This is a genomic window from Ruegeria sp. BA2 (assembly GCF_056539605.1).
The window spans coordinates 571,342-593,686 of record NZ_JBQFVE010000002.1 but is presented as its reverse complement, the minus strand read 5'-3'; the positions used below and the strand labels follow the sequence as shown (position 1 = coordinate 593,686).

General features: G+C 55.4%; 26 protein-coding genes. 18 read left to right on the top strand and 8 right to left on the bottom strand.

Going from position 1 to position 22,345, the window contains the following annotated elements; all coding sequences use genetic code 11:
- Positions 1-73 precede the first annotated feature (73 nt).
- The 11 genes from ACR0NN_RS07490 (at position 74) to ACR0NN_RS07440 (ending at position 9,183) form a co-directional block, all read left to right on the top strand.
- Positions 74-1,597 (top strand): sugar ABC transporter ATP-binding protein, encoded by a 1,524-nt coding sequence (locus ACR0NN_RS07490; protein ID WP_170728012.1) that lies wholly within the window; start codon positions 74-76, stop codon positions 1,595-1,597.
- Complete coding sequence (locus tag ACR0NN_RS07485) at positions 1,594-2,595, top strand: ABC transporter permease (protein ID WP_170728013.1); 1,002 nt, start codon at positions 1,594-1,596, stop codon at positions 2,593-2,595. Before ACR0NN_RS07490 ends, ACR0NN_RS07485 begins: the two co-directional genes overlap by 4 nt.
- 1 nt (position 2,596) lies before the next feature.
- A complete protein-coding gene (locus ACR0NN_RS07480) occupies positions 2,597-3,385 on the top strand; it encodes an SDR family oxidoreductase (protein ID WP_170728014.1) in 789 nt (262 codons plus the stop codon).
- 22 nt (positions 3,386-3,407) lie between these two features.
- Positions 3,408-3,902, top strand: coding sequence for a lactoylglutathione lyase family protein (locus ACR0NN_RS07475; RefSeq protein ID WP_010437254.1), 495 nt, complete (start codon positions 3,408-3,410; stop codon positions 3,900-3,902).
- Entirely contained in the window at positions 3,895-4,926 is a 1,032-nt protein-coding gene (locus ACR0NN_RS07470; RefSeq protein WP_170728015.1) for a C-terminal binding protein, read from the top strand. Before ACR0NN_RS07475 ends, ACR0NN_RS07470 begins: the two co-directional genes overlap by 8 nt.
- A gap of 12 nt (positions 4,927-4,938) precedes the next feature.
- Positions 4,939-5,628 carry an RraA family protein gene (locus ACR0NN_RS07465; RefSeq protein WP_108861947.1) on the top strand — a complete coding sequence of 230 codons (690 nt, stop codon included), beginning with the start codon at positions 4,939-4,941 and terminating at the stop codon, positions 5,626-5,628.
- Entirely contained in the window at positions 5,609-6,529 is a 921-nt protein-coding gene (locus ACR0NN_RS07460) for a 2-dehydro-3-deoxygalactonokinase (protein WP_170728016.1), read from the top strand. The genes ACR0NN_RS07465 and ACR0NN_RS07460 overlap by 20 nt, the downstream gene beginning before the upstream one ends.
- The gene (locus ACR0NN_RS07455; RefSeq protein ID WP_170728017.1) at positions 6,526-7,152 is read left to right on the top strand and encodes a 2-dehydro-3-deoxy-6-phosphogalactonate aldolase; all 627 of its coding nucleotides are present in this window, start codon (positions 6,526-6,528) and stop codon (positions 7,150-7,152) included. Before ACR0NN_RS07460 ends, ACR0NN_RS07455 begins: the two co-directional genes overlap by 4 nt.
- Positions 7,149-7,850 carry an SDR family oxidoreductase gene (locus ACR0NN_RS07450; protein ID WP_170728018.1) on the top strand — a complete coding sequence of 234 codons (702 nt, stop codon included), beginning with the start codon at positions 7,149-7,151 and terminating at the stop codon, positions 7,848-7,850. The genes ACR0NN_RS07455 and ACR0NN_RS07450 overlap by 4 nt, the downstream gene beginning before the upstream one ends.
- 9 nt (positions 7,851-7,859) lie before the next feature.
- Positions 7,860-8,378 (top strand): 2,4'-dihydroxyacetophenone dioxygenase family protein, encoded by a 519-nt coding sequence (locus ACR0NN_RS07445; protein WP_170728019.1) that lies wholly within the window; start codon positions 7,860-7,862, stop codon positions 8,376-8,378.
- 97 nt (positions 8,379-8,475) lie between these two features.
- Positions 8,476-9,183: an IS6 family transposase gene (locus tag ACR0NN_RS07440; protein WP_480684313.1), complete on the top strand. Its 708-nt coding sequence runs from the start codon at positions 8,476-8,478 to the stop codon at positions 9,181-9,183.
- Positions 9,184-9,499: 316 nt separating this feature from the next.
- On the opposite strand, the gene ACR0NN_RS07435 is transcribed toward ACR0NN_RS07440, so the two are convergent.
- Positions 9,500-10,081, bottom strand: a complete 582-nt coding sequence (locus ACR0NN_RS07435; RefSeq protein ID WP_170723425.1) for a TetR/AcrR family transcriptional regulator — start codon at positions 10,079-10,081, stop codon at positions 9,500-9,502.
- A 124-nt stretch (positions 10,082-10,205) separates the two neighbouring features.
- On the opposite strand from ACR0NN_RS07435, the gene ACR0NN_RS07430 reads away from it, so the two are divergent.
- The 3 genes from ACR0NN_RS07430 to ACR0NN_RS07420 all read left to right on the top strand — a co-directional run bounded on the left by ACR0NN_RS07430 (position 10,206) and on the right by ACR0NN_RS07420 (position 12,038).
- Complete coding sequence (locus ACR0NN_RS07430) at positions 10,206-10,796, top strand: YceI family protein (protein ID WP_170723424.1); 591 nt, start codon at positions 10,206-10,208, stop codon at positions 10,794-10,796.
- Between the two features lie 65 nt (positions 10,797-10,861).
- The gene (locus ACR0NN_RS07425; protein ID WP_480684311.1) at positions 10,862-11,401 is read left to right on the top strand and encodes a luciferase domain-containing protein; all 540 of its coding nucleotides are present in this window, start codon (positions 10,862-10,864) and stop codon (positions 11,399-11,401) included.
- A 283-nt stretch (positions 11,402-11,684) separates the two neighbouring features.
- The gene (locus tag ACR0NN_RS07420) at positions 11,685-12,038 is read left to right on the top strand and encodes a PLP-dependent aminotransferase family protein (RefSeq protein WP_170723422.1); all 354 of its coding nucleotides are present in this window, start codon (positions 11,685-11,687) and stop codon (positions 12,036-12,038) included.
- Positions 12,039-12,151: 113 nt separating this feature from the next.
- Here the strand turns inward: ACR0NN_RS07420 and cysE are convergent, their stop codons facing one another.
- The 5 genes from cysE to gstA all read right to left on the bottom strand — a co-directional run bounded on the left by cysE (position 12,152) and on the right by gstA (position 15,298).
- Positions 12,152-12,946 (bottom strand): serine O-acetyltransferase, encoded by a 795-nt coding sequence (gene cysE, locus ACR0NN_RS07415; RefSeq protein ID WP_170723421.1) that lies wholly within the window; start codon positions 12,944-12,946, stop codon positions 12,152-12,154.
- Between the two features lie 25 nt (positions 12,947-12,971).
- Positions 12,972-13,898: a DMT family transporter gene (locus tag ACR0NN_RS07410; RefSeq protein WP_170723420.1), complete on the bottom strand. Its 927-nt coding sequence runs from the start codon at positions 13,896-13,898 to the stop codon at positions 12,972-12,974.
- A gap of 185 nt (positions 13,899-14,083) precedes the next feature.
- Complete coding sequence (locus ACR0NN_RS07405) at positions 14,084-14,305, bottom strand: tautomerase family protein (protein ID WP_170380848.1); 222 nt, start codon at positions 14,303-14,305, stop codon at positions 14,084-14,086.
- A 4-nt stretch (positions 14,306-14,309) separates the two neighbouring features.
- Complete coding sequence (locus tag ACR0NN_RS07400) at positions 14,310-14,690, bottom strand: nuclear transport factor 2 family protein (RefSeq protein ID WP_170380846.1); 381 nt, start codon at positions 14,688-14,690, stop codon at positions 14,310-14,312.
- The gene (gene gstA, locus ACR0NN_RS07395) at positions 14,690-15,298 is read right to left on the bottom strand and encodes a glutathione transferase GstA (protein ID WP_170642917.1); all 609 of its coding nucleotides are present in this window, start codon (positions 15,296-15,298) and stop codon (positions 14,690-14,692) included. Before gstA ends, ACR0NN_RS07400 begins: the two co-directional genes overlap by 1 nt.
- Positions 15,299-15,406: 108 nt before the next feature.
- Here gstA and ACR0NN_RS07390 point away from each other — a divergent pair, with 108 nt between their 5' ends.
- From ACR0NN_RS07390 to ACR0NN_RS07375, 4 genes are all read left to right on the top strand, one after another.
- Positions 15,407-16,300 carry a LysR family transcriptional regulator gene (locus tag ACR0NN_RS07390; protein WP_170642916.1) on the top strand — a complete coding sequence of 298 codons (894 nt, stop codon included), beginning with the start codon at positions 15,407-15,409 and terminating at the stop codon, positions 16,298-16,300.
- A 1,098-nt stretch (positions 16,301-17,398) separates the two neighbouring features.
- A complete protein-coding gene (locus ACR0NN_RS07385) occupies positions 17,399-18,433 on the top strand; it encodes an amino acid ABC transporter substrate-binding protein (RefSeq protein WP_170642912.1) in 1,035 nt (344 codons plus the stop codon).
- Positions 18,434-18,505: 72 nt separating this feature from the next.
- Positions 18,506-19,639, top strand: a complete 1,134-nt coding sequence (locus ACR0NN_RS07380) for an ABC transporter permease subunit (RefSeq protein ID WP_170723419.1) — start codon at positions 18,506-18,508, stop codon at positions 19,637-19,639.
- A 1-nt stretch (position 19,640) separates the two neighbouring features.
- On the top strand, positions 19,641-20,708 hold the full coding sequence (locus tag ACR0NN_RS07375) for an amino acid ABC transporter permease (protein ID WP_170723418.1): 1,068 nt from the start codon (positions 19,641-19,643) through the stop codon (positions 20,706-20,708).
- A gap of 93 nt (positions 20,709-20,801) precedes the next feature.
- On the opposite strand, the gene ACR0NN_RS07370 is transcribed toward ACR0NN_RS07375, so the two are convergent.
- Positions 20,802-21,686, bottom strand: coding sequence for an MBL fold metallo-hydrolase (locus ACR0NN_RS07370; protein WP_170723417.1), 885 nt, complete (start codon positions 21,684-21,686; stop codon positions 20,802-20,804).
- A gap of 15 nt (positions 21,687-21,701) precedes the next feature.
- Positions 21,702-22,337, bottom strand: coding sequence for a VOC family protein (locus tag ACR0NN_RS07365; protein WP_170380825.1), 636 nt, complete (start codon positions 22,335-22,337; stop codon positions 21,702-21,704).
- Positions 22,338-22,345 lie beyond the last annotated feature (8 nt).

The following is a 22,345-nucleotide window of genomic DNA, read 5'->3' as shown; positions in this document are numbered from 1 at the left end:
CTCCCCGCTTCCCGGTGGCGCGTGCTGCCGGGTCGCAATTCAATCGAGATCCCCTTTTATCGAGGCAATCGCAATGACACCCGCAACGCCCCTTTGGGAGTTTGTCGATATCACCAAGGCCTATCCTGGGGTTTTGGCGAATGACAAGGTCTGCATCCGGCTTATGCCCGGTTCCATTCATGGCCTGCTGGGTGAAAACGGCTGTGGTAAGTCGACTATGATCAAGACACTTTCCGGCGTGCAGCAACCCGATAGCGGTCAAATCCTGCACAATGGCAAGCCGGTCACGATCAGCGATCCGCAGGCGGCACGTGAACTTGGCGTCGCAACAGTTTTTCAGGAATTCTCGATCGTGCCCACCTTGTCGGTTGGCGAAAACATCTTCCTTGGCAATATGCCTCGGTCTCGTTTTGGTGTGATCGACTGGGTCAAGGTTCACAACGAAGCCGCGCGCGTTTTAGCTGAAATGGATGTCGATGTTTCTCCCGAAACCATCACCGGCTCGCTATCGGTAGGCGAGCAACAACTGGTCGAGATCGCGAAAGCCGTCGCGATGGACGCTCGCATGATCATCCTGGACGAGCCGACGGCGGCATTGGGTGAAGATGAAATTGAACGCCTGCACCAGTTACTGCGCAATATGCGTGAACGCGGAACCGCTATTCTCTATGTGTCGCACAGGCTGGATGAGGTTGAACGGATCGTTGATGAAGTGACGATCTTGCGCAACGGCTGTGTTGTGCGAGCGAGTGGCGAGACCAAGATCAACGTCTCTGAGATTGTCAGCGCAATGGTCGGTGAGGACATTGGTGAGCATTATCCCAAGGAGCAGAACGCGACCAAGGATATTGTGCTAGAGGCGGCGGGTCTGGCCACCAACTCGGGCGTGAAAGATGTATCGTTTTCGTTGCACCGAGGTGAAGTTCTGGGCTTGGGTGGTGTATTGGGCAGTGGCCGCACAGAGATTGCCCGCGCCCTATTCGGGACAGATGAGCTAACCGCCGGGCAGATATCACTGAACGGCAAACCGGTTCGCTTTCGTCGGGAAATTGATGCGATCCGTGCTGGATTGGCCCTTGTTCCGGAGAACCGTAAGTTTGACGGGTTGTTCTTCAATTTCCGCGCAAGCGGGAACGTCACCGCAGCGTCCCTTGGCGGGCTAAGCCGGTTCGGCGTGTTGAATCTTAAGGCGGAAGAGCAAGCCACCCATGACCTGATCCGCGATCTGGAAATCTCGACCCAGGCCGAGGAAAAGACGGTCAACTTCTTGTCTGGTGGTAATCAGCAGAAGATCGTGATTGCACGTTGGCTGTTCTCAGCCTCTGACATCCTGATCCTTGATGAACCGACGCAAGGGATCGATATCGGCGCCAAGATCGCTGTTTATAAGTTGATTAACAGGCTCACGCGGGCGGGAAAATCGATCATTCTAATCAGTTCAGACCATGATGAGTTGCTTGCGATGAGCGATCGGATTGCCGTCGTGCAGCACGGAACGATAGTGCGCACTGTCGATGCATCCGACCTTACGCATGACGATCTTGTTCGCGCGTCCGCCGACACCCCCCAATCCAAGCCTAAGGAGGCTTTCGCATGAAGCGGATCTTTGACACCCAGTTGATCGGGCCATTCGCAGCAATGGTGATTGTCGCACTGATCGTGGCCCTTACGACCGAACGCTTCCTGAACCCGGGCAACCTTTCTAACCTTTCGCTACAGGTAAGCATCGTGGCCTTGATCGCAATCGGGTCTACTATCGTGATCTTCGCTGCGGGCATCGATCTGAGTTCCGGGTCTATGGTGGCTTTGCTGACCATGATCCTTGCGCAAATGTTGAAATTTGTCGGCATTCCACTGGTTCTGGCGCTGCCCCTCATACTCTTCATGGGCGGATTGCTTGGTCTGTTCATCGGGCTGATAACAGCCTACGGGCGTATCCCGTCGTTTATCACGACATTGGCGGCGTTGATTGCCTTCAGGGGCCTTGCCCTGACCTTCAACAATGGGTCTCCGATCTTCTCGCTGGATCCGGCGTTAGAGCCAATCTTCTACGGCAAGCTGTTCGGCGTTCCGATGCCTTTCTTCTACCTCGTATTCTTCTACGTCCTTGCTGCGTTCACCATGAACTTCACGAAACTTGGGCGTGAGATCTATGCCGTGGGTGGCAACCCAGCCGCTGCCGTTCTGACGGGTATCAACGTACGAAAAGTTCAGACGACGACATTTGTCATCGCTGGTTTCATGACGGCTGTTGGTGCGATCCTGATGTCAGCGCGCCTCAACTCTGGTTCGCCCAACTATGGCCAGACGCTGGAACTGCAGGCCATTGCCGCTGCTGTTGTCGGCGGAGCCAGCCTTGCAGGCGGTCGTGGCAACATCCTCGCCACGCTGATGGGGGCGATGACAATCGTTATCGTCCAGAATGGTTTGAACCTGAACGCTGCGCCATCTTCGGTTCAGAACATCGTGTTGGGCCTGATCATTCTGTTGGCCGTCGGCATAGACATGTGGCGTGCAGAGATTTCGGGCTTGATGGGTCGAATGTTCGGTCGCGCTTCATCGCAGCAGTCGTCTAACGTAAAGAAGGAGGCCTGAGATGGATCTGGGGCTTAAGGATAAGCTGGTCCTGGTGACTGGTTCAGGTTCCGGCATCGGCAAAGCCACTGCCCGGGTCTATCTTGAAGAAGGCGCGCGGGTCATCGTGCATGGCCTGACCCAGACGGAAGTGTCCGACTGCGTCGACGACCTGTCATCTCTGGGCAAGGTCGAAGGCATTGCGGCCGACCTGACCAAGACCTCAGATGCAGAAACACTGGCGGATTTTGCCCGCGCGCGCGGGGCGGTGGATGTTCTTGTGAATAATGTCGGCATCTTCTCGGTCAAACCGTTCGAGGAACTCACGGATGACGACTGGATGCATTACTTCAACATCAATGTCCTGTCCGCCGTTCGGATGAGCCGAATTTTCCTGCCTGACATGCTTGGCCGGGATAAGGGATCTATCATCAACATGGCCAGCGAAGCGGCAGTGAAACCGCTCCCTCAGATGGTGCATTATTCTGTCACTAAAACTGCCATGTTAGGTCTGACACGCGGCATGGCAGAACTGACAAAGGGCACGAAAGTCCGGGTTAACTCGATCCTGCCTGGTCCGACCTGGACCGAAGGTGTCGAAGCCTATTTTGACGGTCTCGCGGATCAAAAGGGTGAGCCGCTCGATACGATCGTCGACAATTACTTCAAATCAGATGAGCCCACATCGCTCATACAACGCTTTGTCCAACCAGACGAAGTCGCCCGCATGATCGTCACGATCTCTGCAAGCACGGCCTCCAATGGTTCTGCGCACCGGATCGAAGGCGGCATCGTTCGCAACATTCTCTAACTTCTAACTGGAGGAGCCCTACATGGCCGCTCTCACTTTCTCTCACATCGGCATCACAGTTCCCGACCTGGAAAAAGCCGTGGAGTTTTATTCCAAGGCATTCGGCCTCTACGTGCTGATGGAACCAACTGAAATCCTGCATGACGAAAGCGCCATCGGTCAGATGTGCGACGATGTATTTGGGGAAGGTTGGGGAAGCTTCCGCATCGCGCATTTGTCGATGGGCGACGGTGTTGGCATCGAATTGTTTGAGTTCCCGAAAACCGTCGAAGAAGAACGCCCGTTTGAATATTGGCGGCGTGGCTTGTTTCATTTCTGCGTACAGGACGAGGATCTGGAAGGCCGCGTCAAGGTTATCGAAGACCTGGGCGGGCGCCAGCGCATGAGCCAAGTGCGCAAGTATTACCCAGGTGAAAAGCCCTATCGCATGGTCTATATGGAAGACCCTTTTGGCAACATTTTCGAGCTCTACAGCCACTCGTACGAATTGACCTATTCGGCGGGTGCTTATGACTGATCGCGCCGCCTTTCCCCCCAGAACGGACAAACCCAAGGTCGTGATCACCGATTACGACTTTGGTGATGTTGCCGTTGAGACGGAAATCCTGGAAGCCGCAGGAGCCGAGGTGATTGCGCTTCAGGCCAAGCGTCAGGAAGACCTGTTCGATGTCGCGCCGCATTGCGCAGCGATGATGAACCAATATGCCCGGATCGGGAAAGAAACGATCACGCGGATGCGAAACTGCGAGGTCATCGCGCGCTATGGCGTAGGCGTGGATATCGTGGATGTCGGCACGGCGACGGAAAAAGGTATCCTCGTTACCAACGTGCAAAACTATTGCACCGAGGAAGTCGCCGATCACGCGATTGCCCTTTGGCTGACCCTGGCGCGCAAGTTGCCCGACTATGATCGGGCCACTCATGCAGGGGTCTGGAAGTGGCAAAGCGGGCAGCCGGTCTACCGGTTGCGCGGGCGGACGATGGGTGTCGTCTCGCTGGGAAAAATAGGGCAAGCCATCGTAGCGCGGGCGCAGTCTTTCGGAGTTACGGTCATCGCCTACGATCCGTATTTGCCAAGAGAAGTCGCGGCAAAGATTGGGGTCGAGCTGGTGAGCAAGCCTGAATTGCTGGCAAGGTCCGACTATGTCCTGATGCAGGCGCCGATGACGCCGAACACGCATCACTTTTTGTCGGATGCCGAATTTTCGGTCATGAAACCCGGTGCGATACTCGTGAACACTGGACGCGGACCGACGGTCGACAACAAAGCCCTGTTCCGGGCGCTGACCGAAGGCCATCTGGCAGCCGCAGGGCTCGACGACCCCGAAGAAGAACCGGCCAAGCGCGCCAACTGGACGCCTGATGACAACCCGTTGTTCAAACTGCCCAACGTCCTCGTAACGCCACATGCGGCCTACTATTCCGAGGAATCCATACACGCAGCGCGGGTCACTGCGGCCACTCAGGTGGCCAAGGTCCTGACAGGACAAAACCCCGACTACACAGTCAATGCCGACGCGTTGGCCGTATCTACCGCATAACAGGAGACAAGAATGCCAGACGTCAGCACGGACCTCAGGGTTTTCAATGATTTTGAAAGAAACCCGGAACTTCTCAAAAAATTCGACAAGGTGTTGGAGGCGTACTCTGCTGCTGCCATTTTTGCGGATGTGCAGTACCGAACAGGCGTGATGGACAGCGCCATCAAGCCCGCGTTCCGTGCCAAGGTTACAGGCCAGGCCGTGACGGTTCAGCTTTCAAAAGGTGATCTGGTCGATCCTTTGAGAGCGCTTGAAATGGGACAACCCGGGGACGTGATCGTCGTGGACGCGGGAGGTGATCGTCAAACGTCAGTCTGCGGCGGTTTAATGGGCGGTCTGGCCAAGAATCGTGGCATACGCGGTATGATCGTTGATGGCACCGGGCGCGACACAGATGAACTGGAAGACATCAATTGGCCAATTTGGACGCGCGCGATCACACCGCGTGGAACGCACACGATGTTCTCGGAACGTAAAGAAGAACTTTCGATCAATGTGCCAATTGCCTGTGGTGGCGTCGTCGTAAACCCCGGCGATTTCATTGTAGCTGATCTTATGGGCGTCGTTGTGGTTCCACAGGAAATTGCCGAAGAAACCGTGCGCCTTGCTCAAGAGCAGGCTGACCGTGAAGAGGAAACCCGTAAATGGGTCGCCCAAGGCAAAACCGTTGAGGATCTGCTGAATGAATTCGGTCGCATCTGAGCCAGCGTTGATCGGCGTAGATTGGGGCACGTCTTCGTTCCGTGCATTTCTAATCGGTGCGGAGGGCGAGGTGATCGATGGGGTCTCGTCGCCTGAAGGCATCATGCAGGTTGCGGGGCAAACCTTTGACGCGGTCCTTGATCGTCTCATCGGCCCTTGGGTCTCCAACACTAACCTGCCGATCCTGGCATCCGGCATGATTACCAGCCGCAATGGCTGGGTCGAAACGCAATATGCCGAAATGCCGCTGGGTGCTGGCGGTCTGGCGCGGGCGTTGGTCCCCCACCAAGCGGCCAACGGAGCGCGCATTCACTTTGTGACTGGTGCGTCGACAGAACATGCCGGAGGACCCGACGTAATGCGCGGCGAGGAGACCCAGATCATTGGGGCATCTTCGCTAGGCTTGAGCGAAGGTATGTTCGTGATGCCGGGAACGCACAGCAAATGGGTTCAGGTTGCGGACGGGAAGATCGTGGATTTCTCGACTTACATGACAGGTGAGATCTTTTCGGCGCTGAAAGAACACACGATCCTTGGCACATTGATGAAGGAGGACGCCTTCAGCGAAGACGCATTCGTGATGGGCGTAAAGGCGGGCCTCAGTGGTGAGTCGAACCTGCTGCACAGCTTGTTTCATGTTCGGACGCTTCCTCTCATGGGCAAAATCCCAAAGGTTGCTACGGCCGACTACTTGTCGGGCTTGTTGATCGGGACCGAGGTTGCTGCCGCGACCGGCGAAGTAAAAGACGTCGGCACGATCACTGTTGTTGGACGCAGCGACTTGTCCGACCGATACGAAATAGCGCTTCGAACTGCTGGTTTCGACAGCCGTCGCGCGCCAGATGATATCGTTGCGAAAGGGCATTTTCTGATTGCTCGCGCTGCGGGGTTGGTTGGATGATTGACCTCACCGCAGCTCTTGCCGAGAACCCGCTGATTGCGATTTTGCGGGGGCTATCACCAGAAAATGCGCGCCCGGTGTCTGATGTACTCTTCGATGCCGGGTTTCGGATAATCGAAGTGCCGCTCGACTCACCGGACCCGCTGGAATCGATAGGGCAGATCGCCGTGAAACATGGCGCTCAGACCATCGTCGGCGCTGGCACAGTGTTGACTGTGGATCAGGTCGCGGCGGTTGCTGATGCAGGCGGGCGTATCATCGTGTCGCCCAATATGAACCCGGACGTCGGGCGCGCGGCTGTCGCGCGGGGTCTGTATTGGTGTCCAGGTGTCATGACCCCATCCGAGGCCTTTACGGCGTTGGATATCGGAGCATCGGTCCTCAAATTCTTTCCGGCGGAAATGGTGCCGCCAGCTGCCATTTCTGCCATGCGCGCCGTATTGCCTGCAAACGCAGTCGTCGCTGCGGTAGGGGGCATAACGCCGGATACGATGGCGCCGTATCATGCCGCGGGTGTAGATGGATATGGGCTGGGATCCGCACTGTTCAAACCGAGCTATACTTTGGATGATATCGGCAGGCGCGCGCGCGCCTTCACCAGTGTATTGGAGGAACTTGGATGAAACAGGCCTTTGTAACGGGCGGTACGCGAGGGATTGGTGCGGGTGTTGCACGGTCGTTGGCAGACGCAGGTTGGTCCGTCATTGCCGCATCCGCCTCCCAATCCGAATTGGATGCATTCGAGCCTCGGGACGGGTTAAAGGTGCAGCTCTTGGATGTCACCGACCAGACGTCCATCAATGATGTATTCGGCGAACTCACGGGTCTCGATGCCTTGGTGAACTGCGCAGGTATTCTTTTGCGTGGCGAAGAATATGACATCGACGTCTTCGCCAAGGTGCTCGATGTGAATCTGACTGGCACCATGCGCTGCTGTCTTGCCGCGCATCCATTGTTGGCTGAAGCGAGTGGGGCCATCGTCAACACCGCCTCTATGCTCAGTACCTTTGGTGGGCCTTTAGTTCCGGCGTATACCGCTTCTAAGGGCGGCGTGGCACAATTGACCAAGGCCCTCGCAGGTCGCTGGGCCGAAGACGGTATCCGGGTCAATGCCATCGCGCCGGGTTGGATTGAGACAGAGATGACCCAGGGCCTTCGGCAAGACCCTGAACGAACAGCGGGGATCATGGCGCGTACGCCAATGAAACGCTGGGGGAAACCCGAAGAAGTCGGTGCGCTTGTGCGATGGCTTTTGAGTGAAAACGCCAGTTTTGTGACCGGATCGATCTATCCGGTTGATGGCGGCTATCTCGCTATGTGAGGAAAATCTATGAATGACGATGACACCGCCCGAATGCCATATCAATTGCCATTCCCCAAGGATGTGCAAGACGAGATCGTGATCCCGAATGCCATGAGTGAGGACGACAGACTGTGGGTTCCGCAGGCAGAGAACGTCTGGTTCCGACCGCTCTGCCTGAACCGCTCGCAAGGTTATTGGATGAACCTTCTCAAAGTGCGCAAAGCAGGTGTTCTTTCGCGGCACCGCCATCCACAGCCAGTCCACGGTTTTGTCCTGAAAGGGCGCTGGCATTATCTGGAACATGATTGGGTTGCGGAAGAGGGGGGATATGTCTTTGAGCCGCCGGGTGAGACTCATACTTTGGTCGTTCCCGACGATGTAGAAGAGATGGTCGCCTATTTCCAGGTCAATGGCGTGATGTGCTATGTTGATCCGTGGGGCAAGGTCACTGGCTACGAAGATGTCTTTACCAAGATTGATCTGTGCCGAAAACATTTCGGGGAAGCCGGTCTTGGAGAAGATTACGTTGAACAATTCATCCGGTGATGCGCCGCGTTTCGCGCTCGTGGCCCATGATGCGCGAAAGGGTCTTGTCGGAAGAACTTTGGTTGAGCGGGGTAGGGGTGTTGCGTAGCTTTTGTCCATGACCAGACCTGCCTCCTTCAAATACTTTAAAACCAGCCCTGAGATCATCCGCCTTGCGGTGATGTTGTACATCCGCTTCCCGCTCTCGCTTCGGAATGTCGAAGATTTGTTGCACGAGCGAGGCATCGACGTGAGCCACGAAACTGTCCGGTATTGGTGGAACAGGTTCGGGCCGATGTTTGCTTCTGAGATCAGACGGAAGCGTGTTCAGCAATTGAGAGCATTCTCCAAATGGAAGTGGCACGTGGACGAGGTTTTCGTGAAGGTAAATGGCAAGCGGCATTATCTTTGGCGGGCTGTTGATCACGAAGGCGAGGTGCTGGAAGCAGCTGTTACTAAACGCCGAAACAAAGCTGCAGCATTGAAATTCCTCAAGAAATTGATGAAGCGACACGGTTGCGCCGAGGAGGTCTTCACAGATCGCTTCGCTTCTTACAAGGCTGCGCTTAGAGAAATGGGCGTGCTCGAAAAACAAAGGACGGGCAGGTGGCTCAACAACCGCGTCGAGAACTCGCACCTGCCTTTCCGACGACGCGAACGCGCGATGCAGCGTTTCAGGCGCATGCGAAGTTTACAGAAATTCGCCTCCGTTCATTCCTCCGTCTACAATCACTTCAATCAGGAACGATCGCTCACCAGCCGAGACACCTTCAAGTTGACACGCAGCGCCGCTCTTGCCGAGTGGCGTCAACTTTGTTCCGGATAGGTTCACGGTTCCCGCGGCAAACTGAGACTGGTTCGAATTCGTCTGACAGCACCGGCTGGGCCTGCCAAACATGCAAGCCGCGGAGATTGGCCGCATCGAGCCCACTTTGGCCGATGCTGCGCGTTGCCCGAATTACAGAAATGCGCAGAACGCGGACTTTGCAAAATTCGAAGAACGATCATAGCGAACCTTCGTCGGGACTATTTGAAGCAGCAGTTATGAGGAACTGGCTGGACAGGCTATTGATCATAAATTGTTTTTCTGTCGAAATCTCGCGCCCGTTGCTGGTCGCTTTGATTGCTAAGTAAGGCGATGTTCACTGCTCCGAATTGGTTTTCGCGACACTGCACAGCAGATCAACATGTTGATCCAACCAATCTTCGTCCAGTATCTCATGACGTATGAGCTTGCGGAAGTAAGGTGCAGCGACTGCTAGTTCTATAAGCTGTTCAACCGGAACATCCGTGGCGATCTCACCGCGGTCTATTGCGGCTGCAAATACTGCTTCAACACTTGCGAACCTGTCTTTCATGAATTCAGTGATCACCAACCGCGCTTCTTCGTCGGTGGACGCAGCAGCGACCACCTGAGGCGCGATTTGGCCCCATGGTGTGTCATTCAAAGCTCCCATCAGTACGCCGAGTAGCCAGCGCAGGTCAGATCGCAGCGGGCCATCGGTTTTGGGTGGTATGTTCGGCGGTGTTGCGATGCGCCTGAATGCTGCATCACGTAGACTGCGCGCATCTGGCCAGTGCCTGTAAAGTGTGCTCCGCGAAATACCCGTTGCCTTTGAAACCGCGCCATGAGTTACGTGCAGTACGCCCTCATCCCTCAGTATCCTTTGCGCCGCATCAAGCGCGGCCTGCCGTGTGGCGATCAGCCTGGGATCTTCTTTCAACCGCCCCTCCTGTAGAACACTTTGTTGCGTAATAAAACATTTTGTTCTATAAGTATGATCAGCTAATAACTAAAGCTCAATACTCAATTCCGCAAACAAGTCTTGTCAAAATGGGAGCGTATCAATGTTCAAAGTGGCAACAACCCCGCTGGCGGTACTCTTATCGATGGGCGCGACAACCGCATTGTCCGAGAGTGGCACCTACGAGCTGGATCCTGGACACAGCCAGGTATTGTTCAGCTACGACCACATCGGGTTCTCAGAAACATTTGGCATGTTCTCAGGTTTTAGCGGCGAGATAGAGTTCAACGAAGATGATCCGTCTGCGTCGTCTGTCACAGTGTCTATGCCTGTAAAATCCATGATCACGGGCTGGGATGCCCGTTTGCAACACTTCATGTCCGATGACTTTTTCAGCGCGAACGACGGTGACGTGGTCACATTCGCCTCAACCAGCATTGAAGTGACCGGGGACAATTCCGCGGATATTTCTGGCGACTTGACCATGAACGGCGTCACCAAGCCTGTTGTTCTGGAAACAACGCTCAACAAGTCAGCGCCATACCCGTTTGGCCCAAAAGAGGGCACGGCGACCTTGGGGCTGGCTGCCACGGCGACTATCGTACGGTCTGAATTCGGACTTGGGGCCTTTGCACCTGCTGTGAGCGACGAGATAGAGCTCTTGATCAATATCGAAGCGTTAAAAGCTGAATGATGCGTGCAGGGGCACCGATACGGCGCTGAGCACTCAATCTTTGATATTGGCGCATGGTCAACACGATGAATGTACACCTGAGAACATTGGCGGTTTCTGTGACGGTAGTGACATTGATGTGCTCGATGGCGTCTGCGCAAGAGCGCTCCTTGCCGGAGCGCATCTCGCCCCGTCCCGAAACGACAAGCGGCGTGCCGCATACTCAGATTGGTGTCGAAATTAATGCCGATTTGGCCCAGCTATTGCTGGAGCGAGTTGCGCAATTCCCGGGGGTCACACTTGGCCCCACACGCATATCATTACCTGGCGCGATTGGCTTTCAGCTTGATCCCGATATGTTGTTGTCCCAACCGAACTCTATCGTCGGTGGGTTTGAGTTTGCGCACATGCATCCTGATGGCAGCTTGCACGCCTCGCTCGACCCAGAAATGGCGCGAAGGGCAATTGAGGCTGGCTGGGCCGTAGCTCACCCCTGGGCCAAGCAACGTCCTGGGTGGAGCGGCTTTGTCATGATATATACACCGACCACACCCGAAGAGCTGGATGTCGTCATCGATCTGGTTGAAAGCTCGTACACCTTCATCACCGGCATCACTCTGGGCTAAGCTCGAGTTGCGCGAAAGTGTGTGGGCACGCCTGTTTCCTGTAAGAGAGCAGTTTCAGCCACCTTGTTTCTCGCAGTTATTTTTTCTTGAATTGTCACTGTGGCGAAGCGCTCGATACCTTAAAGCTGAGCAGCCTCATCTGACTGGTCCAACCTGATTGTTAGTGCATCATCGGCCTATAATCCATTGGGATGATGGTTTCAGGTGCTGGCGGGCGATAGCCCACTTCACGCGGGCCTTGCAAGCATCGAATGTCATGGCGTCACCAATCACAACAGCTTTGATGGCGCGATGGATCGAGGATGGTACAGCCGCGGCGGTGCAAAAGTTCGTCCGCAACGAGGCGAACCGCAGACAGAATCTTGCGGCCAAGATTATGCTGGACCAAGACTTCGTCGGCAGCAACGAAGCATTCAATATCTGGCTCAAGCTGCCCCAAGGGTCGAGCCGAGCTGACGTGATGAGCCACATGGCCAATCGTCAAGTCGGAGTTATGCCGAGCAATGCCTTTACGGTAACAGGCGCACCCGACGAAGCGGTCAGGGTGTGCCTGGGAGGGCCAATCTCACACAGCCAACTGACTGAAGATCTCGAAGCTTTGAATTATGCGATCACCCATCAAAATTGGGTTCCCTAGCAACAATTAGCCGGCGCAACTTGTCTGCCGAATGGAAAAACACCCTCGATGACAGACATTTTTGAAGGTCGGATTGTCATTCATGAGTCTTCGTTTCCCTCAGGAAACTCCTTTCAGATGTCAGCGGCACGTCCCGTCAGGAGGAACTCAGAGTGAATTCGCACGATTTGAGCCGGTACACCTGCCACTGTGCAGTTGGGTGGCACGTCCTTGAGAACAACGCTTCCTGCGCCGACTTTGCTGAAAGCCCCGATTTCGATGTTTCCAATTATATTGGCCCCTGCGCCAATCATTGCGCCTTGGCGAACCTTGGGGTGTCGCTCGCCTGTGACTTTTCCCGTTCCCCCAAGTGTAACATTTTGAAGAATGGTTACATTGTCTTCCACAACTGCGGTTTCACCAACAACGATGTCAGAGCCATGATCAAGCATAACTCCTGAACCTATTCGAGCGGCGGGATGAATGTCGGGACCCAAAACAGCAGAGACCCTGTTGGACAGCCAGATAGCGAGTTCATGACGACCTGAATGCCACCATCGGTGCGCGAAGCGATGCGCTTGCAGCGCTTGAAAGCCCTTGTAGTTCAAGAATGCACGGGCATGGGTTTTGCAGGCCGGGTCTTTGGAAAAAACGGCCGCAAGGTCTTGCGCTGTCGAATCGACAAACCGGCCATCGCCCCGGATCGTATTCAAAAACACGGAACGAAGCTGTGTTTCCTCAATGTCTTGGTCTGCTAGTGGTCGCGCGAGCAGTTCGACAATGGCTTGTCCAAAGGTGCTGGGGGTCAACAAAACGCGCTGAAGCATCCGTGCGAGAAATGGCTCATTCTTACACATTTCGCGCGCCTCTTGTTTAAGGGTGTTCCATATGTCGGTGACGACAGGGGTCGGAATGGGATCCATATACATTTCTCGTTTCTCCGATGACCGGGGCTCAGCAATTGTGAGCGGTGGCGTTGTTATGGGTGGGTGCGGGTCCACCACCGGTTGAACTGATCAGCAGGCCCAGGATCACCAGCAAAAGAGCAAGCAACTCGATGACATTTGGCACTTGCCCCAAAGCAGGAACAGCCAGCAAAGTGGCAACCCCCGGTGTGAGCGAAGCAAGCATGCTAGCTTGATGGCCGATCAGGCGGAGCGCCCGGGTGAATGCAAAAAGCGACAGCAGCCCAGAGGCGATGCCTTGGAAGAATGACTGAAACAAAATCTCAGACCAAGATGCCAGGCTAAGGGTGGAGTGGCCGGAGAACACCCAAACGGGCAGGATCAGTGCCGATGAGACGCCACCGACAATAGCGGTTGCCAGAAACGGCGGGATGTCGAAGGTTTTGGATGTTGCGGCGAAACAGGCCCAGCAACAGGCGCCGATCAAAAACAGAACGTGACCGGCGAAAATGTTCGGGCCCGCGAATGGCCTACCTGCAAGGACGAATACAGACAATGTGGCAATCAAGATCAGCAAATAGCCGATGATCTGACGCCGTTGAACGGGTGCACCAAAGAAAACAGCGCAGATTGCAGCGGCCAATAGAGGCATCAGGCCGGGAACCAATGCGCCAGCATGAGCAACCGGCGCTTTGCCCAGTCCCAGCCCGACGCTTAGGGTGAACGGGGCACCATACGCGGACAGAAGCAGGCAGCGTGTGACTCCAAGCCGGGCGACCTCATGCCGGCGGGCCCACAAGACGGGGGCAAGCAGAATGGCAGGAAAAAACGCACGCAGCCCGGCAAGGTCAACGACAGACAAGCTTGTCGTGCGCCCCGATGAGGTCAGGACCAGCCAGCCGGCCCAGATCACAACGGCCAGGGCCATCCAGAGGTACCCTTTCAGCATGTCAGTTTGAGTAAGGTTCGGGTTCATAACCGGTTCCGCCAATTGAGTGTGAAAGCTGAAAAACCCTCTGGCGTCAGCCCTGCACCAGCCGGTCGATAGGCCAGCCTGCCTTGGCGCAGGTAGGAACGCTTGGGGTGTCTCTAAGACGTTTCCTCTGAACCGGTGCGCCATCAGGCGCACCGACAGTTTTGGTTTTAGGTATCGAAGAGGGTTCAGGGCGTCTTGGCGCGGATATAGCGGACCGAACGGCCTTTCATACCCCAGTTTTCAAGCGGGACTTCGTCAATCACCACAAAGGTCGTTGTGGGATTTTTGTTCAAAACCCTCTGAAGCAGATCGGTGACACCCGAGATAAGCAGCGCCTTTTCTTCTGCAGACGGGCCTTTACCTTCGGGGCCGCCTTCCTGTGTTACCTTGATGTTTACGTAAGGCATCGGATTACTCCTTTCGCTCGACAAACGAGAAGACCTTAGTCAGAACGCGCCAGCCGTCGCCTGTATTAATCAGTGTCAGAAGATCCTGGTAGTTGCGCCCCATCATGGTCATTCGAGCCTCGACAATACCGATGCGATCGCCTTTGAGCGCGACCCGTTCGATCACCTCTTGTCGGGGGTCGCCGCGCGAGGCGGGCGGGGTGCGCCCGTCGATCCTGTGCATATAGGCCTCCAACCCCATGAATTCGTAGGTGCCCGAGGTGCCGTTCACATAAGCAAGGTCTTTGTGGAAAACGGTCCTCAGCACGTTGCTGTCAGAGTGATAGAGACCGTCAAAGTAACGCTTCATCAGCTCTTGGATTTCGGGATGTTTCGACTGTACCATCATACTAGCCCTTCCGCGGCAAACGCCGATTTTACAGCCGGACGTTCGGCAATCCGCGCGACATAGGCTGCAAGATGCGGCCAGCCCGACAGGTCAATGGATTTGAAGTTCGCCCAGTTTACCAGAACAAACGTATAGGCATCCGCAACCGAAAAGGTTTCGTTCACAAGGAATGCCCTGCCATCGGAAAAAACCGTTTCAAGATAGTCGAATTTCGAACGAACTTTTTCTTCGGCGGCTTGCTGCTCTGCTGCGGTCGCATTGCCGGCAAAGAGCGGGCCCCACGATTTGTGCAGTTCGGCAGCGGCATAGTTGAGATGCTGTTGCACTCTTGCGCGCGCAACACTACCAGGTTCGGGGGCAAAGGCGCGCTCTGCGTTGTTGTCTGCGATGTACTGAAGAATGGCGACGCCTTCACTCAGGGTTTCGTCGCCTGTGATCGTCAGCGAAGGCACATAGCCGTTGGGGTTGATGTCGCGATAGTCGCTTCCGCTGGCGGTCAATCCGGCATTGGTGTCAACCGCTTCGATCTCGAATTCGGCGCCGACCTCGTACAGCATGATGTGGCTGGCAAGCGAGCAGGCGCCGGGTTTGTAATAGAGTTTCATTTCAGGCTCCTTTCTTGGGTGTGAACCTGAAGTAGCTGCCATGAGGGGCAATTGATAATATCGATTTCTCAGAGTAATGATCTAAAAAGAAGATCATATGAGATCGACATGACCCTAGATCAACTCGTCGCCCTGGATGCGATTGTCGCCACCGGAACCTTTCGTGCCGCAGCAGAGCGCCTGAATAAGGCTCAATCTGCGGTCAGTCATCAAATCAGGAAACTGGAGGCGGAATTGGAGTTCGACCTTTTCTCTCGCGAAAGTTACAGACCGGAACTGACACCCGAAGGTGAGATATTTTTCCGGGAAACAGCGCGGGTGTTGGAGCAAGTGAGTGCGTTAAAATCCGTTGTCGCCGGACTGCGAAGTGCTCAAGAGCCAATGGTTTCCATAGCTATTACAGCAACTATGTCGCTGGAACCTGTCCTCGATCTCTTAGCCAAAGTCAGGCAGACTTATCCCGGAACAAACATCAACGTCGCCTCCGAGATGATGGGTGGGCCGCTCGCAAGGTTGATGGAAGGTGCTGCTGATATGATCATAGCGGGGCTTCAAGACGTTCCGATCGACGAGGTGGAAACGCTCCCGTTTGGTTCGATCACCATCCGGCCTGTTGCAAGCCCTGAGTTTGCAGCGGCCAAAACGCGAGGCGTGCGTTCTAAACGAGAAATGCAGGGCTATACTCAGGTGATCGTGGCCGGGAGCGGTAGCAAGGATTTCGACCAAAGCAGAGATGTTCTGTCTGGCGGCCAACACTGGATCGTGTCGGACTTTGAGGCCAAGAAGTCGATTATCAAGGCCGGCCTGGGTTGGGGCGGTGTCCCAGAGCACCTGATGCAAGAGGAACTTGAATCAGGCGAACTGATTCCGTTGAACGTCGATGGTTTCCCGCCTCGGCACACAGACGTGTTTGCGATCCGCCGGCGTGACAAAACAATGGGCAAGGTTATGTCGGAAATCTGGAAGCTCTTGGCAGCTCGACAACAAAACGTTGTTCGGTAAACCGATCCGATTCACCAAGAACCGAGCCGGTGGTGTCGCAAACATGATCCGGAAGGAGCAATTCTCTAGTGATACGACCCCTGGTTTTCGGTTGTTTGCTGAGATCACAGGATCACTGCGTCTGGCATATCTCTGGCTTTTGTCGTTCCAAAGGTTTGCGACACTACCCACACAGTATCGGACGTAGACGAATATCGCGAACAGGATCACGTCCTTCGAATTTTGCGCGCCTACTGCTGCTAGTACTTTTCGACGTTTCATAGTGGGCGCTCATTGTTAAAGCTAGTGCATTAGGTAGTTGGAGTTAGCTAGTGCACTAGCCAAGTAACAAGATCACGAGCTTGGCTTGTGTTCGCGCTATCCCATGGTTCTACGACGGTCGCGAAGGTGTTTCATCCACGTATCGACCTGGCTATCCGTCACGCCTAAGGCACACCCAAGACGCTCTGGCACATCCAGTGCACGTGCGCGCGTTGCGTGGCCTTTTTCCGTAAGAAACACTTTAAATCTACGCTCATCTTCTTTTCAGCTAGGGCGTAGTTGTTGCCCCCTCAAGCTCAAGGTAATCCACGATTTCTTGGACACTCCTGCCATCCTTTTCCCAGAGAACAAGCAAAGTCAAATATTGTAGTTGGGTAAGGCCCAGTTCGTCCAGGATGCCGGAGTATTTTCGTGATAGCGCGCGACATCGAATAGAGCGCAAAGCAAAGTTACTCGTTAATCAAAGGTGCGGATTGTTACTTGGTCTCAACTTGTGACATCTGTGTATTCCTCTTGAATTTCCAATTTAATTCTAGGGCGCTAGGCAATCAAGTCGTGCCCATTCGTGAGTGATCCTCAACAAGCTAATTCTCCGCGTGGTTCCGAGTTTTGCCGCGCACTTCATCTTTCGAGCGCGGCGCCCTGATCTTCCAATAAACCGGAGAATACTTAATCACAGGCACCCGTTGCGCGCCTAAAATCTGAGCGAAATGTTCGCGGTTTTTGAGTTCAACTGCGTGTCCCAGTTTCGAAACTGTTGACTCGTTGCGGCAAGTTGTTCATTCTCTATATCGACACGTATGTGCCGAAATATAGAACAACAGTGGAGTTAGAAAAATGCAAGTCAAAGGTTTAGCGGCCGGATTGGCCGTTGCCGCAGGGCTCACCTTCCCAAGTCTGGCGATGGCAGAAAGCCCTACCATCAAAGCAATTCAGGACCGCGGCACCTTGCTGTGCTCGGGCCACAACGGTTCCTATTTCGGTTTTGTCGAAGTGAATGATAAAAACGAGTGGAAAGGCCTGGATATCGATCTTTGTCGCGCGATGACGACAGCGCTGCTGGGCGATCCGGAAAAGTCAAAGATCGTCCCACTGAGCTGGGCGCAGCGGTTCCCCGCGCTGCAATCGGGTGATGTTGATGTCATCATCAAAGCCACTGGCTGGACCATGGGCCGTGACACTGAGCTGGGTCTGCAGTTCTCAATCCCCTATTTCTTTGGTGGCGCCCAGTTCATGGCGCATGGCGATCTGGGGATCACCGAAGCAAAAGATCTGGAAGGTGGCACAATCTGTGTCGAAGCCGGCACCACGATCGAGCGTATTGCGGCCAACTACCTGCAAAGCCTTGGCGTTGAACACACAATGGTCAGCTATGAAAAAGCATCGGAACTGCGTGCGGCGTATCTGGCCAACCGCTGTGACAGCTTTGTCGCCTGGGGTCCATTCCTGGCGGTCCTGCGTGCGACCGAAATGGAAAACCCCGACGCACATGTGATCCTAAACGATCAACTGTCGAATGAGCCGATCTCGGCCGCGATGCGTCAGGGGGATGAAGACTTTGTCGACTTTACCAACTGGATGTTGGCTGCTCTGCTGATTGCCGAAGAAGAAGGCATCACCTCGGAGAATGTCGAAGAAATGGCAGCCAACCCGCCGAACCCGAAAATCGCGCGTCTGCTGGGTGCCGAGCCGGGCATGGGTGAGCGGCTTGGCATCCGTGACACATGGGCCAAAGAGATGATCGCAGCCGTCGGCAACTATGGCGAGATCTACCACCGCAACCTTGGCGACAACAGCCCGTACAAACTAGAACGCGGTCTGAACAATCTCTGGAGCCACGGTGGCGTTCTGTACGCCCCACAGCTTGACTAAGCACTGACCTAGCCTCGGGGCCGCGTAGTGTTGCGGCCCCGCACCTTCCCTAAAACCAGAAGACTAAGAGCCATGGACGCATCCGAACTGAAGGCGCGCGCCAACAGGCGCAAATTGATTATACAAAGCGCGCTGATCGTATTTTCTGCACTGGTCGTCATCAGCGCCATCCAAAGCGCCAAGGTCAATCTGAATGCGCTGGGTCTGGCCAGCGGCTTTGGCTTCCTTGAACGGTCTACCGGCTGGTCCTACTCTTTCTCGCTGATCGACCGGGACATCAACGACAGCTACGCCCGAACCCTGACCATCGGGTTCCTGAACACCGTTTTCCTGGGCTTTCTGACGATTGTCCTGTCCACGGTCTTTGGTTTTCTCATCGGGACATTCCGCGATGCACGGAACCCGGCACTGAAGACCGCTGCGACGGTCTATATCCAGACCTTCCGGAACATTCCGCTGATCCTGCAGGGCATCTTCTGGTATGCCGTTGTGATCCACCTGCCGGGACCACGGCAGGCGATGACCCTTGGCGAAGCGATTTTCCTGTCCAATCGCGGCTTGATGATCCCGCTGCTGAACGTGTCTCTGACCGTCGCTCTTGTCATGGTCTTGGTTCTGATCGCGGCGGCATTCTTTCTGTCGCGGATGAAGATCAGCTTTACCAAGATCGTGCTGGCGCTGATTGGTCTGGGTTTTTTCATGGTTCTGGTCGCAACCGGCCTGACGGTTCCGGCAGGTGAGGGCGCGATTTCGTGGCCCGAGCTCAAGGGGCTGCGCTTTGTCGGCGGTCTGACGATCTCACCCGAACTGTTGGTAATGATCATCGCCATCACGCTGTATGGCTCGGCCTATATCGCCGAGGTTGTGCGCGGAGGTCTTGCCGAAGTGCCCAAGGGACTTATCGAGGCCGGTGAGGCGCTGGGTCTGACCCAACGTGCGATCTGGGCGCGGATCAAGATGCCCATGGCTTTGCGGACGATTATTCCGCCACTTGGCAACCAGTGGATTTTCATCATGAAAGCCACAACCATCGGTGTCGCCATTGGGTTCTCTGACCTGTTCTACATCGTCTCTACTTCGATCACACAGTCCGGGCAGACGCTGGAACTGATCGCCATCCTCATGGGCGCGTTCCTGCTGGTCAATTTCTCGATTGCTCAGTTCATAAATTGGCTGAACGAAAGCCTCAAACTGAAGGCGCATTGATATGGCTGACGCGGTACTTCACAAGAAATTCGACTGGGAGAGATTCCGCCGCCGTTCGTTCGCCACGCCGACGGATTCGATCATCACGGTTGTAGTCTTCGCGGGCCTCGCATGGCTGGTATGGCAAGCGCTCAGCTGGGGTGTGTTCCACGCGGTGTGGAGCGCGGACAATGTCGAGGAATGCGGTCACGGCGGGGCGTGTTGGTCTGTTATCGATGCCCGGCACCGGCTGATCCTTTTTGGTCTTTACCCGTACGACGAACACTGGCGGTCGGCCTTGGCTTGCCTGGCGATTATCGGCACGGTTATCATTTCGTGCTTCCCTTGGACCTGGACGGCCAAGCGCCTGTCGACCATCTGGGTCGTGGGCTTCGCCACCTATTTCCTGTTGATGGAAGGCAGCCTGTTGGGTCTGCCGCAGGTCACCACAGATCAGTGGGGCGGTTTGGCTCTGACATTGTTCCTGTTCTCCAGCGTTGTTTTGATCGGGATGCCGATGGGGCTGGGTCTGGCGTTGATGCGCCGGTCCGAGATGCCTGTCGTGCGCGGGTTTGCGTCGCTGGTGATCGACACGATCCGCTCTCTACCGTTGCTGACGACCCTTTTCACAGCCGCAGTGGTGATCCCGATCCTGCTGCCGAGCTGGTTGGAAGGGGATAAGATCTGGCGCGTGATCATTGCGTTTGGCTTGTTCTTTGCCTGCTATCAAGCCGAAGTGCTGCGTGGTGGATTTCAGGCCATCACCAAAGGACAGTTCGAAGCGGGCAAGGCGCTGGGTCTGACTTATTGGCAGATTCTAGGGCGCATTGTTCTGCCGCAGGTGTTCCGTCACGCGCTGCCGGCCACGGTCAACAACGTTGTTGTGACCTTCAAGGAAACCGCGATCGTGATCATCATCGGGTTCTTCGATGTGCTTGCTTCGGCCAATGCCGCCTTTGGGACAGGCGAATGGGCACCTTACTATATTGAAGTGCTGGCATTTGTTGCCGCGATCTACTGGGTGTTCCTGTTTGGCCTTGGCCAGTACGGAGAATACCTCAAGCGGCGCATGAAAGTTGCAGAGCGGTAATCTCCCCAACCTCCCCTGAAATCCGCCACTGCAAACGCAACCGCTCATCTGAAAGCAGATGGGCGGTTTGTTTTTTTGGGAGTTGCGAGGCGTTTAAAGCTTGTTGATAGGGGTCTTTAGCATCATGTTCCCCTCGTCATCCTCGGGCACCTCACCGGCGCGCATGTTCACCTGAAGCGATGGCAGGATGAGTTTTGGAACGGCCAACTGCGCGTCGCGTTCCAAGCGGAACTTGATGAATTCTTCCCGCGATTTGCCGCCGCCAACATGGATGTTCTTGGCCTTCTGCTCGCCAATGGTGGTTTCCCACGCAATCGCGCGCCCTCCGGGGCCGTAGTCGTGGCAGATGAAAAGCCGCATCTCATCGGGCAGCGAAAGAACCCGCTGGATCGAGTCATAAAGCTGCCCGGCATCGCCGCCCGGGAAGTCGGCGCGCGCTGACCCTCCGTCCGGCATGAACAATGTGTCGCCGACAAAAACGGCGTCACCGATCACATGGACCATGCAGGCCGGTGTGTGACCCGGTGTGTGTAGCGCAAAGCAGGACATGCCGCCCAGTTGATACGCCTCGCCATCCGCAAAAAGCGCGTCAAACTGCGAGCCGTCGCGCTGAAACTCTGTCCCTTCGTTGAAGATCTTGCCAAACGTGTCCTGAACGGTTTGCACATGTTCGCCTATGCCGATCTTGCCGCCCAACTCCTGCTGCAGGTAAGGCGCGGCTGACAGGTGGTCGGCATGGACATGCGTTTCGATGATCCATTCAAGGGTCAGATCGTTCTCGCGAATATAGGCGATGACCTGATCGGCGCTTTCAAAGGTCAGGCGGCCTGCTGAAAGGTCGAACTCCATCACTGGATCGACAATTGCACAGGCCGTCGAGTCTGGGTCGCGCACGACATAGGTAATCGTGTTGGACCCCGGATCAAAGAAACCGGTAACCTCCGGTTTTTGCGACAGATTGACCGATGGGATCGTCATAGAGCACCTATTGTTTTAGTCGAGCGTTACCGTTCCATTTGGGCTTCCCAGAACAAAGGAAAGCGCGGTGGGGCCTTCGGAAATCTCTGCCAGATGCGAGATCTGGAGTTTTTCAAACATGTCTGTCAGGCGCGCAGCATTCGGCGTCTGCACCCGCACCTTTGAAAGCGTCACGCCCAGGTTCTGCTGGCCGGTTGACGGGTGAGGACCGGGGGACCATTCGATGAAGGCCGGAAGTAGGCCGTTTTCAGGCAGATGCCCGTCTTTTGGGACGGTCAGACGCCAGGTCCGGTCACCGCGCTGGAAATGGACAACTTCACCCAGATCAACCGGGCTGGCGGCGATGACGGCATCCAGATCATCGGTGTTCACCACCCAGCACAGCGCGCGTGGGCGCTCTTTCAGCCGGTCTTGCGTCGCGGGATCATCCAGAGTGAACCAACGGACCCGGCCCGGATCGGGGGCGTCGGGGTCGATTGCTATCAGTTCAAAGAAGCTCTCGTTCCCTGCCTGCATGACGCAGTTATGCGTGCTCATCGCATCGTGTTTCGAGCCTTGCGGCACCTCGACACCCAACGCGTCTTTCATGGCCGTAACGCCGTGCGCCAGAGTGCCTGCGCCGATGGCAAAATGGTCGATCTTGTTGAGCATTCTCATAT

Excerpts from the sequence above, each read along its gene's own strand:
- ACR0NN_RS07385 (WP_170642912.1), top strand. The coding sequence starts at position 17,399 with ATGCAAGTCAAAGGTTTAGCGGCCGGATTGGCCGTTGCCGCAGGGCTC.
- ACR0NN_RS07455 (WP_170728017.1), top strand. The coding sequence starts at position 6,526 with ATGATTGACCTCACCGCAGCTCTTGCCGAGAACCCGCTGATTGCGATT.
- ACR0NN_RS07405 (WP_170380848.1), bottom strand. The coding sequence starts at position 14,305 with ATGCCTTACGTAAACATCAAGGTAACACAGGAAGGCGGCCCCGAAGGT.
- ACR0NN_RS07490 (WP_170728012.1), top strand. The coding sequence starts at position 74 with ATGACACCCGCAACGCCCCTTTGGGAGTTTGTCGATATCACCAAGGCC.
- gstA (WP_170642917.1), bottom strand. The coding sequence starts at position 15,298 with ATGAAACTCTATTACAAACCCGGCGCCTGCTCGCTTGCCAGCCACATC.
- ACR0NN_RS07470 (WP_170728015.1), top strand. The coding sequence starts at position 3,895 with ATGACTGATCGCGCCGCCTTTCCCCCCAGAACGGACAAACCCAAGGTC.
- ACR0NN_RS07445 (WP_170728019.1), top strand. The coding sequence starts at position 7,860 with ATGAATGACGATGACACCGCCCGAATGCCATATCAATTGCCATTCCCC.
- ACR0NN_RS07440 (WP_480684313.1), top strand. The coding sequence starts at position 8,476 with ATGACCAGACCTGCCTCCTTCAAATACTTTAAAACCAGCCCTGAGATC.
- ACR0NN_RS07480 (WP_170728014.1), top strand. The coding sequence starts at position 2,597 with ATGGATCTGGGGCTTAAGGATAAGCTGGTCCTGGTGACTGGTTCAGGT.
- ACR0NN_RS07450 (WP_170728018.1), top strand. The coding sequence starts at position 7,149 with ATGAAACAGGCCTTTGTAACGGGCGGTACGCGAGGGATTGGTGCGGGT.
- ACR0NN_RS07365 (WP_170380825.1), bottom strand. The coding sequence starts at position 22,337 with ATGCTCAACAAGATCGACCATTTTGCCATCGGCGCAGGCACTCTGGCG.
- ACR0NN_RS07465 (WP_108861947.1), top strand. The coding sequence starts at position 4,939 with ATGCCAGACGTCAGCACGGACCTCAGGGTTTTCAATGATTTTGAAAGA.
- ACR0NN_RS07380 (WP_170723419.1), top strand. The coding sequence starts at position 18,506 with ATGGACGCATCCGAACTGAAGGCGCGCGCCAACAGGCGCAAATTGATT.
- ACR0NN_RS07410 (WP_170723420.1), bottom strand. The coding sequence starts at position 13,898 with ATGAACCCGAACCTTACTCAAACTGACATGCTGAAAGGGTACCTCTGG.
- ACR0NN_RS07460 (WP_170728016.1), top strand. The coding sequence starts at position 5,609 with ATGAATTCGGTCGCATCTGAGCCAGCGTTGATCGGCGTAGATTGGGGC.
- ACR0NN_RS07400 (WP_170380846.1), bottom strand. The coding sequence starts at position 14,690 with ATGGTACAGTCGAAACATCCCGAAATCCAAGAGCTGATGAAGCGTTAC.
- ACR0NN_RS07375 (WP_170723418.1), top strand. The coding sequence starts at position 19,641 with ATGGCTGACGCGGTACTTCACAAGAAATTCGACTGGGAGAGATTCCGC.
- ACR0NN_RS07475 (WP_010437254.1), top strand. The coding sequence starts at position 3,408 with ATGGCCGCTCTCACTTTCTCTCACATCGGCATCACAGTTCCCGACCTG.
- ACR0NN_RS07485 (WP_170728013.1), top strand. The coding sequence starts at position 1,594 with ATGAAGCGGATCTTTGACACCCAGTTGATCGGGCCATTCGCAGCAATG.
- ACR0NN_RS07390 (WP_170642916.1), top strand. The coding sequence starts at position 15,407 with ATGACCCTAGATCAACTCGTCGCCCTGGATGCGATTGTCGCCACCGGA.
- cysE (WP_170723421.1), bottom strand. The coding sequence starts at position 12,946 with ATGTATATGGATCCCATTCCGACCCCTGTCGTCACCGACATATGGAAC.
- ACR0NN_RS07430 (WP_170723424.1), top strand. The coding sequence starts at position 10,206 with ATGTTCAAAGTGGCAACAACCCCGCTGGCGGTACTCTTATCGATGGGC.
- ACR0NN_RS07370 (WP_170723417.1), bottom strand. The coding sequence starts at position 21,686 with ATGACGATCCCATCGGTCAATCTGTCGCAAAAACCGGAGGTTACCGGT.
- ACR0NN_RS07425 (WP_480684311.1), top strand. The coding sequence starts at position 10,862 with ATGAATGTACACCTGAGAACATTGGCGGTTTCTGTGACGGTAGTGACA.
- ACR0NN_RS07420 (WP_170723422.1), top strand. The coding sequence starts at position 11,685 with ATGGCGCGATGGATCGAGGATGGTACAGCCGCGGCGGTGCAAAAGTTC.